The following is a 12,654-nucleotide window of genomic DNA, read 5'->3' as shown; positions in this document are numbered from 1 at the left end:
GTCACGTGCTGCTGCGCGTGCTGCTGGAGCGCACACTCAGCCACATGGTGATCGCCAGAATGCCCACCACCACACCGAGGGACACGCCCACCGGGATTTTGTAGATATCAATCAGGCACATCTTGGTACCGATGAACACCAGAATCACAGCCAAGCCGTAGTTCAACAAGCGGAACTTGTTGGCGACGGCAGCCAACAGGAAGTACATGGCACGCAGACCCAGGATCGCAAACACGTTGCTGGTCAGCACGATGAAAGGGTCGCTGGTGATCGCAAAGATCGCGGGGATGGAGTCCACCGCAAAGATCACGTCCGTCAGGGCCACCAGGCAGATCACCATGAACAAAGGTGTGGCAATCTTCTTGCCGTTTTCCACGGTCCAGAAATTCTCGCCATCGTAGTTCTTACTCACGGGCAAGATCTTGCGCAGCAGCTTCAGGGCAGGGTTGTCATCCAGCTTGGGTTCCTGGCCGGCAGCCCACCACATCTTCACGCCGGTAAGGATCAGGAAAGCGCCGAACACGTACAGGATCCAGTGGAACTCGGCCAGCAACCAGCCACCCACCAGAATCATGATGGTGCGCAACACGATGGCACCGATGATGCCGATCATCAGCACCCGCTTCTGGTAGTGCGTGGGCACCGCAAAGTAGGTGAAGATCATCAGGAACACGAAGATGTTGTCCACCGCCAGCGATTTCTCGATGAGGTAGCCAGTCAGGAACTCCAGTGACTTGGTGTTCGCGATCTCGGTCGAACCGGTGGTGTCTTTGACTGCCCACCAGAACAGGCCGTTGAACAAGAAGCTCAAGGCGATCCAGATGAGGGACCAGTTGAGGGCTTCTTTGACGCCGATGTCATGGGCGCCCTGTTTTTTGAGGACGACGAAGTCCACGAAGAGTGACACCAGAACGATGCCTACGAAGGTGGCCCATAGCCACAGCGGTGCGATTGTTTGCATATGCAAGACCCAGAAATGGTTGAAACATTCCCTGTAGGTCTTGCGGGAGAGCGCCGGATGGCGCCTCTGCATGTTCCGGCCGGGGCGATGAAACCACCCGCGACGTACTGACGAAACATGCAAACCCGGCACCTGCGCGCCGGGATTGCTACTCCCCTAAAGGTGTGTGGATCATGACAGAAAAAAATGAAATATTGTCATATGCCCTGCCACGCCCTGGGGACATTAGCTATTAAATTTATAGCTATCCGCGCTTACTGCGCAGGCCTCAATAGCCTATTTTCCTTTAAAACAAAGCCGCACACTGCGCCATGCATACAGAAGCAAACTGACCGCAGTGACCACTGCCAGCACCCTTTGGGTCTGGTGGTTTTCGGCAAAATCCAGGTCTTCGGCGATCAGGTGGTACAGAGCCAACGCGACCAGCACCGCGGCCAGGCGCACGCCCCAAGCGGAGTGCCCCAAGTGTTTTTCCGGCAGACGGATCCACACCTGATGCCCCAGCAAACCGGATAGCAGCCCCAGGCTGGCGCCCACCACCACATCCCCAGGCCAATGCGCGCCCACGGCAATGCGCGACAGGCCCGCCCCCGCCGCCAGTACCCACAACCACCAGTGACGGCGACGCTGGGCGACTGTCAGCGCAAAGTAAATGGCCGAAGCCACCGCAAACGCGGTGAGGGTATGCCCCGAGGGCATGGACACGTTGTGCAGCAGCTCACCCACCACGCGCATCTGCGCGTTGTCCACCACCGCGGCAGGGCGCGGGCTTTCAATGAAGAACTTGCCGGTGCGCGCAAACAGCACTGCAAACGGCGCAGCGCACAACCACGCCACCATCAACCGAGGGGCCAGCACCAGCAGGGGTGCCGTAACAGCCAAGATTCCCCAGCCATTTCCCAACAGTGAAAGGCCAGTCCAAAACTCGGCGGCTACCGGCGCACACCACTGGTTAATGGCAAGAAAAAGCCCGGGCTCCCACAACTGCAGCCACAGCGGTGTACCGACGATGAAGATCACCAGCGGCCACCACCAGGTGCGGCTGGACACCGGAGTGGCAAGGGCATGGGACGTAGTGGCGGGTGGCAACATCGGGTACAGGTCTCAGGAATTGGGCGCGAGTGTAAGGCGTGGCTGCGGCGTACCACCGGACCAGCCGCGGCAGTCATAAAACCGGAAGCTGGCTAACGGCCGCCCCCCGTGCTGCAAGGGAAGGCTTTCCAGCAAGGCGCAACTAGCAAACCCTTCCGCACCCACGGGTGGGTCGTAGGCCATGTACGACCAGTCGACCAGCAGCGTGCCGCCGCCTTGTGGGAGGTCACCAGCCCAAAGCTTGAACTGGGAATCTCCGTCTTCCAGAACGTGCACCGGCAAGGGGCGTGCATACCAGCCCAGGCGGCTGCCCAGCGTCCAGTTCTGTACCGCCACACTGTCCAAGCCACGCTGCACCGCCCAACGGGTTGCTCGCTGCCCAGCCACGTCCCAGCCATGCAGGTCGGCAAACGGGTTGGGCTGGGGCGCCACTGGGGCATCGCTACCCGCTACGACTGGCCATCCCGCGCTGCCCATCAGGCCCAACAGCCCGGCGCATACCAAGGCCTGGGCCAGACCCAGTGCGGCCAGCAGCCATCGGGCTGAACCTCGCCACAGCCTTGCCAGCCCCATGCCAGCAAAAGGCGCCAAAGCCACCCAGGACGGGGCCGTCCAGTGCGGCAGCGCCGTGCCGCCACCGGCCATGTAAGTGAAAATGACAAAAGGTATGGCGAATAGCCAAACCAGCGACCGCTGTCGCCGGTCCGCTTGGCGCCAGCCCGCCACAGCACACCAGAGCAGGGGGCCAAACGCCAGCAGCTGGGTTAGCACAAAGCGCAGCACATGGCTGGCTTGCCACACACTGCCTTTGCCGTGGGCCAGCTGGTAGGTGAACGAGATCCATTGGTTCTGCGCATTCCATACCAGCACGGGGGTGATCAACAGGGCCGCAACGCCCACTGCAGCCCACAAAGCCGGGCGACGCAGCACGCCCCAGCCTTGGGCGCCCACGATGCACAGCGCCACCGCCAGCGCGGTGAACACAGCGGTGTACTTCGCCAACCCCGAGAGCCCCAGCAGCCCTCCCATTACCAGCCAGGAAACGGTGCGCCCTGCAGCCCCGGGCTGCATCAGAGTCCAGGTCTGGTGCATCAAGGCCACGGTCAGCGCCATCAGCAAGGTATCGGGTAACAGGCCAATGCCCAGGACATGCAGCAGGGGCGCCAGGGCCAGCACCATCACGGCCGCCAAGGCAGACTGTGGTACATGCGCCTGCCCCTCCAGCAGACGCAGCGTAAGGCGGTACACACCCCACACCGTGGCCAGCCACAACAGACCGGGAATCAACCGCAGCACGCCGACGGGCGCACCCAGCGCCACCAGCGGCCACTGAACCCAGCCCACCAATGGTGGGTGGTCAAAGTAGCTGAGTGCGGGGTGCGCGGCGTAGAGCAGGTAGTGCGCCTCGTCTACCGACAGGCCCAGCAAGGCTCCCAGCACCGCATGCAGGCCAAACACCAACGCCATGACCCGGTGGGCACGGCCATGCTGAGAAAGCGGGAACAAAAATTGCAAAGGAAAGTCGGAGGAAAATGGAAACCCCCGCAGTCTAATCTGCCCCTTCTATCCCCCCACACCAAGGAACCCCATGCCCACCTACCATGTTGAACTGCTGGAAGGCCGTACCCAGGAGCAAAAGAAAAAGCTGGTAGAAGAAGTGACCCGCGTCACGGTCGAAACCCTGGGCTGCTCGCCCGAGGCGGTCGACATCATCATTACCGACGTGAAACGCGACAACTGGGCCACAGGCGGCAAGTTCTGGAGCGAACCGCGCGCATAAGCGCACGCTGATTCCGTCTATCGTTTGTCAGCCCCTGCCACCACCCCGGAGTAAACTGTTTTCATGTGCCAACTGCTTGGAATGAATAGCCATTTGCCGGCCAGCCTGACGCTGAGTTTTACCGGCTTTTCGCAGCGCGGCGGCTGCACCGACCACCATGCCGATGGCTGGGGCATCGCCTTCTTCGAGAGCGAAGGCGACCTGCCCGGCAAGGCAGCGCGGCATTTTGTGGACAAGGAAAGTGCATCCACCTCGCCGATTGCGAAGATGCTCAAGTCCTACCCCATCAAGAGCCACAACGTGGTGGCTCATGTGCGCAAGGCCACGGTGGGGGCAGTCACCCTGGAAAACTGCCACCCTTTCACCCGCGAGCTGTGGGGCCGCTACTGGGTGTTTGCCCACAACGGCGACCTCAAGGAATTCAACCCACCGCTGCATGGCAGCTTCAAACCCGTGGGCAGCACCGACAGCGAACTGGCATTTTGCTGGCTGCTGCAGGAGCTCAACAAGTCCCACGCGACCGTGCCCAGTGTGGAGGAACTCACTCACACCTTGGCCGAGCTGGTACCCAAAATTGCCCGCCACGGCACCTTCAATTTCCTGCTCAGCAATGGCCAAGCCCTGTGGGCCCACGCCAGCACCAAGCTCTGCTACGTGGTGCGCCAGCACCCCTTCAGCGAAGTGCAGCTCAAGGATGAAGATGTGACGGTAGACCTATCGCAACTGAACGGCCCGGACGATCGTCTGGTGATTGTGGTGACAGAGCCACTCACCACCAACGAAGCCTGGGTCGCCATGGAAGCAGGCGAATTACATGCCTTTGTAGACGGCCAACCCCTGACCCGCGCTGTGTGCAAAGCCACGCTGATTGCAGCGGCTGCCGCTGCTGCGGCCCAGCGCGAAGCCGAAGAGGCGGCCCGACATATGCCCCCACGCTCCGCCGCTGTGCGGGTCGCTGCCCCCCAAGGGGGCTAATTTGGCTGTCGCCGCTGGCCGCCAAGCGGTCCAGAGGCCTTGGGGCGGCCCGGCGGCAAATTGCCCGTCCCCCTCCTAGGCCCCCGCGCTCTGCCGCTGCGCGGGAGGGCTGACCTCCTCAGGGCTTGCAGCCGTACTGGCCTTTTTTCACGTTTTCAAAATAGCTCAGATCACCCTTGCATGTCGGTTTTTCGGCGGGCAATGCGGTTCCGGCTTTGGCTGCACAGGTGAAGGCGCCGGTCTTGGCGTTGAGCTTGCCGGACAGCTTCCAGGGCTTCACGCACACATCGCCGGGCTTGGCAGGTGCAGCCGCCTTGGCCACACCGGTCACGGTGATGTCAACCGCGCGCTCGGGGCCACCGCAGTTGGGGTGGTTTTGCACATTTTTGCCGCCCAGGGTCACGTGGTAGGAGCCGGGTTTGTCATATGTACGGGTCACCACCAGGGGCACTGGGGTGCTCACGTCGCTGACCGCGTCTTTGAAGGTGCCATCGCCAAAACCCACCACGAAACCGCAGTAGTTGGAGTTCAGCACATCGATGTTGGCGGTGATGGTGACGGGCTCGCCGACCTTCACCGTGGTGCTGGAGGCTGTGATGGTGCCCAGCACCTGGGCGTGGGCCGCTCCGGCCAGCAGACCGGCAGCGAGCAGGGCGGCGTATTGCATGCGTGTTGTCATGGGATGTCTCTCCGTTGTTTCGTGCCGCTGCTCCAAGCGTGGCAGCGGACCACGCAGAGCCATTGTGCGCCGTTGGCAGCAGCGCAACACAGGGCTGGCCCTGATCTGCCGCAATAAAGCGGCAATGTGTGAACTTTGCCGCGAGGGTGTGCGCCCCCAGAGGGTGCTGACTAACGCCCTGCGGCCACCGCAGCTTCGAGCGCGTCCACAAACATGGCGGGCACGTCAAACCCGGTCTGGTCAGTGATTTCCTGGAAGCAGGTTGGGCTGGTGACGTTGATTTCGGTGAGGCTGTCGCCAATCACGTCCAGCCCCACCAGCAGCAGACCACGTGCCGCCAAGACAGGCCCCAGCGCTTCAGCTATGCGGCGGTCATCGTCGCTCAGCGGCAGGGCCACTCCCTTGCCGCCCGCCGCCAGGTTGCCACGCACCTCGCCGCCCTGCGGAATGCGGGCCAGGCAGTAGGGCGCAGGCTTGCCACCAATCACCAGCACACGTTTGTCGCCGTCCTTGATGGCGGGCAGGAACTTCTGCACCATCAGGGTCTGGGCGCCGTCCTTGTTCAGCGTCTCGATGATGCCACCCAGATTCAGTCCATCGTCTTTCACGCGGAAGATGCCCATGCCGCCCATGCCGTCCAGCGGCTTCAAGATGATGTCGCGGTGCTCGGCGTGGAAGGCGCGCACCGCGGCCGCATCACGGGTGACCAGGGTGGGGCCAATGAACTCGGGAAACTCCAGAATCGCCAGCTTCTCGGGGTGGTCGCGCAGGGCGCGTGGCTTGTTGAAAACCTTGGCACCTTCGCGCTCGGCCTGCTCCAGCAGGTGAGTGGCGTAAAAAAATTCGCTGTCGAACGGCGGGTCCTTGCGCATGACGATGGCGTCAAAAACTTTCAGCGCCACGGTGGCCGGCTCGGCCTCGGTGAACCAGGCATCCGCATGGCCCGTGAGCGTGATGCGCCGCACCGCGGCCTGCACCACCCCACCGCGCTGCCACACCAAGTCGCGTGGCTCGCAGGCAATGATGCGGTGGCCGCGCTTCTGCGCCTCGCGCATCATGGAAAAAGTGGTGTCCTTGTAAATCTTGAAGGATTCCAGCGGGTCGGCAACAAACAGAATGTCCATGGGGTTCTTTCTCGGTCAGGGGCTGCGGCTCAGGTACCCGCAGGCTTGCGGCCGTAGTGTTGCACCAAAAGCGCAAGCCCGCCTGCGACCACCCCCCAAAAGGCCGAGCCGACTCCGGCTATTACGACCCCGCTGAGCGTGACCAGAAAAGTGATGAGCGCGGCTTCACGATGGGTGTCGTCCTTGAGCGCGGCGTTGAGCGCACCACCAATGGTGCCCAGCAATGCCAGCCCCGCAATAGCGGCCACCAGCTCCTTGGGAAAGGCAGTCAAAACACCGGTGATGGCCGCGCCGAACAGGCCAATGACCACATAGATGAGACCGCACGAGGCCGCAGCGGTGTAGCGCCGCGCCGGGTTGCTGTGCGCCTCCGGCCCCATGCAGATGGCGGCGGTGATGGCGCTGAGGTTAAGTGCAAACGCACCAAACGGCGCCAGCACCAGCGTAACCAGCCCGGTAAGGGTGATGACTTTGGAGATGGGGATGCCGGCGTCGCCCCCTCGGAGCGGCGGTCGGCATAGCCCGCCGCCCGGATGGCCGCCACACCGGGCAGGTTTTGCGAAGCCATGGTGACCACAAACAGCGGCAGAGACATGCTGATGAAGGCGGCCAGGGAAAAGCTGGGCGTGACCCAGACTGGCATTGTCAAGCCAAATTGGATCTCAGCCCCCGTGAATTCTGCGCGAGCAGCTACGAAAATAATAGCAACCAACAAGGTCAGCGGCACCGCATAACGTGGCACCAGGCGCTTGCCGAGCAAGTAGGTCAGCAGCATGAGCACCACCAAAGGCAGCGCTGTCTGCGCGGCGGCAAACCCCGACAAACCAAAGCGCGCCAGCACCCCCGCCAGCAAGGCCGAGGCCAGCGCCAGCGGAATGCGGTTCATCACCCTCTCAAACCAGCCCGTGGCGCCCGCCACGGTGATCAGCACGGCGCACAGGATGAAGGCGCCCACGCCCTCGGCCATGCCAAAGCCACCAGCCGTGGCTGCGGTGGCCAGCACTGCAGCACCCGGTGTGCTCCAGGCCACCATGACCGGCTTTTTGAGCCACAACGAGGGAATGAGCGAGCACAGGCCCATGCCAATGCCCAGCGCCCACATCCACGAGGCCACCATGGCCGGTGTGGCGCCCAGCGCCAGCGCGGCCTGGAAAACGATGGCGACCGAACTGGTGAAACCCACCAGCACCGCCACAAAACCGGCCGTGAAGGCCGAGAGACTCAGGTCTTTGAAAAAATGCATGGCAGGCACAAAGAAATGGGGCCGCTGCGCGGCCCCAAGAGATTTAGATTTCGATTTTGGAGCCTAGCTCCACCACCGAGTTGTTCGGCAGGTTGAGGAAGTCCGCCGCCGCGCTGGCATTGTGGTGCATTTGCGCGAACAGTTTCTCGCGCCAGGGCGCCATGCCCTCGCCCAACGTGGGCACCACGGTGTCACGCGACAAGAAGTAGCTGGTGCTCATCGGGTCCAGGTCGCAGCCACGGCCCTTGATCTGTTCCAGCGCCTTGGGGATGTCGGGGTCATTCTTGAATCCGTAGTGGATCACCACCTGCCAGCAGTCGTGGCCCAGGGAGTCGATCTGCAGGCGTTTGTCCAGCCCGATCCAGGGCACCTCGTGGTTCTTCACCGTGACGAACAGGTTGCTGGTGTGCAGCACCTTGTTGTGTTTGAGGTTGTGCAGCAGCGCATTGGGCACGGTGCCCATCTCGGAGGTGAGGAACACCGCGGTACCTTCCACGCGCGCCGGGGGGCTCACAAACACTGCCTCCAGAAAACTCGGCAGGTCCAGTGCGTCGGCACGCAGCTTGTCGTTGAGCAGGCGCCGGCCGTCCTTCCAGGTCATCATCAGGGTGAACACCGCCCCCCCAATGGCCAGCGGAAACCAGCCGCCGTCAAACAGCTTGAGCAAGTTGGACGCCCAGAACGCAAAGTCGACGATGAAGAAGAATCCGGTAGCAACAATGCAGAGCCACAACGGGTACTTCCAGCCGTGGCGGATGACGTAGAAGGTGAGGATGGTGGTAATCAGCATATCGGTACACACCGCAATGCCATAAGCCGCCGCCAGGTTGCTGGACGACTTGAACATCACCACCGCGAGCACGATGGCCACAAACAGGCCCCAGTTCACAAAGGGCATGTAGATTTGGCCGGTATCTTTGACACTGGTGTGCTCGATCTGCAGGCGAGGCAAATACCCCAGTTGAATCACCTGTTTGGTGACCGAAAACGCCCCGGAGATCAAGGCCTGCGAGGCAATTACCGTCGCCATGGTGGCCAAGCCCACCAGGGGCAGCAAGGCCCAGTCGGGCGCCATCATGTAGAAAGGGTTTTTGACGGCGGCAGGGTTGGCCAACAACAAGGCGCCCTGGCCAAAATAATTGATCACAAGGGCTGGCATGACCACGGAAAACCAGGCCAGGCGAACCGGCTTTTTGCCGAAGTGCCCCAGGTCGGCATACAGCGCCTCGGCGCCCGTGACACACAGCACCACAGCCCCCAGGATGATGAACGTGGTGCCGGGGTTGTTCCACATAAAGCCCAGCGCATAGTGCGGGCTGATGGCCCACAAAATCTCAGGGTGGTCCACGATGTGGCTCACACCCAGCAGCGCAAGCACAGCAAACCACACGACGGTAATGGGGCCAAAAAACTTGCCGATGCCCGCCGTACCCCGCTTTTGCACCGCAAACAGGCCAAACAGAATGACCAGTGTGATGGGAATCACATACCGCTTGAAGGCGGGCGAGATAACCTCCAAACCTTCGACGGCCGACAGCACCGAAATGGCCGGGGTAATGACGCCATCCCCGTAAAACAGGCAAGTGCCAAAAATACCAATGATGAGCAAGACGCGGCGCAGCTCGGGCCGGTCTTTCACCGACTGTGAGGCCAGCGCCAGCATGGCCACCAGGCCGCCCTCGCCGTGGTTGTCGGCCCGCAGCACCAGCACCACATATTTGATGGAGACGATGACCGTGAGGGTCCAGAAGAAGATGGAGAGGATGCCGTAGACGTTGTCGGGGGTGAAAGGCACGTGGCCGGAGCCAAACACTTCTTTCATGGCGTACAGCACGCTGGTGCCAATGTCGCCGTAGACCACGCCGATGGCGCCCAGGGTGAGCGCCGCAAGAGACGATTTTGATGCTGACACGAGATCACCCGGCGCTCGGGGGCCGCCGGGTTCCATTCCTGAAGGGACCGCTATTTTGCTCCTGGCGCTTCAGGCTGCAAGCCACAAATCTGCAAATTGCGCGGAATTTGGAGCCGTGTTGCAGCGCAGCAACTCGGCTGCAACACTGGGTTGACGCGCCTCAGTCGTAGCGTTCTGCGTCGGGGTCGGTGGCTTCCAGCTCGTAGCTGCCGGCCAGCATGGCCAAGCGGCCAATGACACCGTACATGTAGAAGCGGTTGGGAGCGCTTGCACCGGGGCGCACACCGGGCTGAGGTAAGTGCGTACTCTCGGCAAACGCCAATGGCACATAGGCAGAGCCGGGCGCACTGAGGTTTTCATCCTCGCCACGCTCGGCGTGCATGCGGTAGAAGCCGCCCACCACGTAACGGTCCATCAGGTAGACCACAGGTTCCGCCACGGCGTCGTTCACGCGCTCGTTGGTCAACACGCCTTCTTGCAAGATCAGCTCCAGCGGTGCCGGTGCGGCGTCAAGGCCGGCCCCCATCTTGCGCAGCTTGGTTTCCAGGTCCTTGGTGTCGCGCACCGAGAGAATGGCGTTACCGCTGGTGCGGTTGTCGGCCTTGATGACCACGAACGGCCGCTCCTTGATGCCGTATTCCTTGTACTTCTTCTTGACCTTGGTGAGCATGGCATCGACCCGTTGCACCAAGGCATCAATGCCAGCAGGCGTGACCAAGTCCACCACACCGTACTTGTCAAACATGGGGTTGATGAGCCAAGGGTCCACACCAATGAGCTTGCCAAAACGCTTGGCCACTTCCTCGTAGGCCTTGAAGTGCGTGCTCTTGCGCCGCGTCGTCCAGCTCGCGTGCAGCGGAGGCAGCAGGTACTGCTCATTCACCTCTTCCAGAATGCCGGGCACACCGGCGCGCAAATCGTTGTTGAGCAGGATGGTGCAGGGGTCAAAGTCCTTGACACCCAAGCGGCCCTTGGTGCGGATGACGGGCTCGATGGTGATGGACTCGCCACCCGGCAACTCGATGGTGGTGCTTTTCTTGACCTCCGGGCTGATGGAGCCAATGCGCACATTGAGCCCGGCCATGTGGAAGATGCGACGCATCTGGGCCAGGTTGCTCAGGTGGAAGGTACCGCGGGCATTGTTCTCGGGCACGATCAGCAGGTTGCGGGCCTCGGGGCAAATCTTCTCAATGGCAGCCTGCGCAGCCTGTACCGCCAGCGGCAGCATGGCGGGCGTCAGGTTGTTCCAGCCGCCTGGGTAAAAGTTGGTGTCCACCGGCGCCAGCTTGAAGCCGGCGTTGCGCACATCGACCGCGGTGTAGAAGGGCGGTGTGTGCTCCATCCACTCCAGACGGAACCAGCGCTCGATGGCGGGCATGGAGTCCAGAACCCGTTGCTCGAGTTCGTTGATGGGGCCCGTGAGGGCAGTGACGAGATGCGGAACCATACGGCGCTTTCAAAGAGGACTGCCCATTCTAGGGGGCTCCATCAGGTGGAGAAGTTCCCCGAAATTTCAAGTCCTTGGCCGCACGTCGCCAGAAAAAACAGCGACCCAAGTAGTCGGCTCAGCCGCGCACTTCGCCTTCACCGAGTACCACGTACTTGTGCGAGGTCAGTCCCTCAATGCCCACCGGGCCGCGGGCGTGGAATTTGTCGGTGCTGATGCCGATTTCGGCGCCCAAGCCGTACTCAAACCCGTCGGCAAAGCGCGTGCTGGCATTCACCATCACGCTGGCCGAGTCCACCTCGCGCAGAAACTTCTGGGCATGCACGTGGTTGGTGGTCAAGATGGCGTCCGTGTGGTGGCTGCTGTACTGGTTGATGTGGGCAATGGCTTCGTCCACACCCGCCACCACTTTCACGCTGACGATGGGGGCCAGGTATTCCTCGTACCAGTCCTGCTCGGTGGCAGGCACCAGTTTTGCTACTGATTCAGGAGCTGCTTGCGCAGCATCCACGGGGGCCAGGGGCAGATTTGACTTCAAAATCGCCAGCGCCTCTGGGTCGCAGCGCATCTCCACCCCCTTGGCCGCATAGACCGCGCCAATCAACGGCAGGAATTCGGCCGCTGCGCCGCGCGCCACCAGCAGGCCTTCAGTGGCATTGCAAGGGCTGTATTTGTTGGTCTTGGCGTTGTCCGCCACCTTGACCGCCATGGCGATGTCGCAGGGGTCGTCCACATAGGTGTGGCAATTGCCGTCCAGGTGCTTGATGACCGGCACCTTGGCGTCGCGGCTAATGCGCTCGATCAGGCCCTTGCCACCGCGCGGAATGATCACGTCCACGAACTGCGGCATGGCGATGAGCTGGCCCACCACCTCGCGGTCGGTGGTCTGCACCAGTTGCACCGCGTCGGCGGGCAAACCAGCCTCCAGCAGCGCCTGCTGCACCAGCCGGGCCAGCGCCTTGTTGGAGTCAATGGCCTCCGAGCCACCGCGCAGGATGCAGGCGTTGCCGCTCTTGATGGAGAGGCTGGCCGCCTCGATGGTCACATTCGGGCGGCTCTCGAAAATCATGCCAAACACGCCAATCGGCACCCGCATTTGCCCCACGCGGATCCCGCTGGGCTGTTGTTTCATGCCGATGATTTCACCAATCACGTCCGCCATGGCCGCCAGCTGCTCACAGCCTTCGGCACAGGTTTCCAGCACCTTGGGCGTGAGCTTGAGGCGGTCCACCATGGGGGCAGACAAGCCGTTGGCCACGGCGCGCTCAATATCCTTGGCGTTATCCACCTGCAGGGCCTGCGTATTTTCACGCAGCAGCCTTGCCAAGGCCCGAAGCGCTACGTTTTTAGTAGCTGCAGGCGCACGCGCCATAAGGGCCGAAGCCACTTTCGCTTGAGAACCGAGGGCCAGGGTGTATTCGGTGGTGTTGGTCGCGTTCAT

Annotated in this window: 10 protein-coding genes and 1 pseudogene; 2 read left to right on the top strand and 9 right to left on the bottom strand. The window is 62.0% G+C overall.

All coding sequences use genetic code 11. The features are described from left to right. Position 1 precedes the first annotated feature (1 nt). From U5O12_RS17965 to U5O12_RS17955, 3 genes are all read right to left on the bottom strand, one after another. Positions 2 to 961, bottom strand: coding sequence for a TerC family protein (locus U5O12_RS17965; protein ID WP_322579972.1), 960 nt, complete (start codon positions 959 to 961; stop codon positions 2 to 4). 276 nt (positions 962 to 1,237) lie between these two features. Then, a complete protein-coding gene (locus tag U5O12_RS17960; RefSeq protein ID WP_322579971.1) occupies positions 1,238 to 2,053 on the bottom strand; it encodes a phosphatase PAP2 family protein in 816 nt (271 codons plus the stop codon). Between the two features lie 12 nt (positions 2,054 to 2,065). Next, positions 2,066 to 3,568 (bottom strand): ArnT family glycosyltransferase, encoded by a 1,503-nt coding sequence (locus tag U5O12_RS17955; protein WP_322579970.1) that lies wholly within the window; start codon positions 3,566 to 3,568, stop codon positions 2,066 to 2,068. A 73-nt stretch (positions 3,569 to 3,641) separates the two neighbouring features. On the opposite strand from U5O12_RS17955, the gene U5O12_RS17950 reads away from it, so the two are divergent. After that, the gene (locus U5O12_RS17950) at positions 3,642 to 3,833 is read left to right on the top strand and encodes a 4-oxalocrotonate tautomerase (RefSeq protein WP_322579969.1); all 192 of its coding nucleotides are present in this window, start codon (positions 3,642 to 3,644) and stop codon (positions 3,831 to 3,833) included. Positions 3,834 to 3,896: 63 nt separating this feature from the next. Further along, positions 3,897 to 4,808, top strand: coding sequence for a class II glutamine amidotransferase (locus U5O12_RS17945; protein WP_322579968.1), 912 nt, complete (start codon positions 3,897 to 3,899; stop codon positions 4,806 to 4,808). Positions 4,809 to 4,926: 118 nt separating this feature from the next. On the opposite strand, the gene U5O12_RS17940 is transcribed toward U5O12_RS17945, so the two are convergent. The 6 genes and pseudogenes from U5O12_RS17940 to U5O12_RS17915 all read right to left on the bottom strand — a co-directional run bounded on the left by U5O12_RS17940 (position 4,927) and on the right by U5O12_RS17915 (position 12,654). Next, a complete protein-coding gene (locus U5O12_RS17940; RefSeq protein WP_322579967.1) occupies positions 4,927 to 5,487 on the bottom strand; it encodes a PKD domain-containing protein in 561 nt (186 codons plus the stop codon). A gap of 170 nt (positions 5,488 to 5,657) precedes the next feature. After that, complete coding sequence (gshB, locus tag U5O12_RS17935; RefSeq protein WP_322579966.1) at positions 5,658 to 6,611, bottom strand: glutathione synthase; 954 nt, start codon at positions 6,609 to 6,611, stop codon at positions 5,658 to 5,660. A gap of 29 nt (positions 6,612 to 6,640) precedes the next feature. Further along, positions 6,641 to 7,854: pseudogene (locus U5O12_RS17930) on the bottom strand (benzoate/H(+) symporter BenE family transporter). 43 nt (positions 7,855 to 7,897) lie between these two features. Beyond that, complete coding sequence (locus U5O12_RS17925; protein ID WP_322579965.1) at positions 7,898 to 9,766, bottom strand: potassium transporter Kup; 1,869 nt, start codon at positions 9,764 to 9,766, stop codon at positions 7,898 to 7,900. A 160-nt stretch (positions 9,767 to 9,926) separates the two neighbouring features. After that, entirely contained in the window at positions 9,927 to 11,213 is a 1,287-nt protein-coding gene (gene gshA / locus U5O12_RS17920; protein ID WP_322579964.1) for a glutamate--cysteine ligase, read from the bottom strand. A gap of 118 nt (positions 11,214 to 11,331) precedes the next feature. Further along, a complete protein-coding gene (locus U5O12_RS17915) occupies positions 11,332 to 12,654 on the bottom strand; it encodes a glutamate-5-semialdehyde dehydrogenase (protein ID WP_322579963.1) in 1,323 nt (440 codons plus the stop codon).

This window comes from Rhodoferax sp., assembly GCF_034519335.1.
Classification (GTDB): domain Bacteria; phylum Pseudomonadota; class Gammaproteobacteria; order Burkholderiales; family Burkholderiaceae_C; genus Allorhodoferax.
The sequence above is the reverse complement of the archived record's forward strand: the minus strand, read 5'-3'. Positions and strand labels throughout refer to the sequence as shown.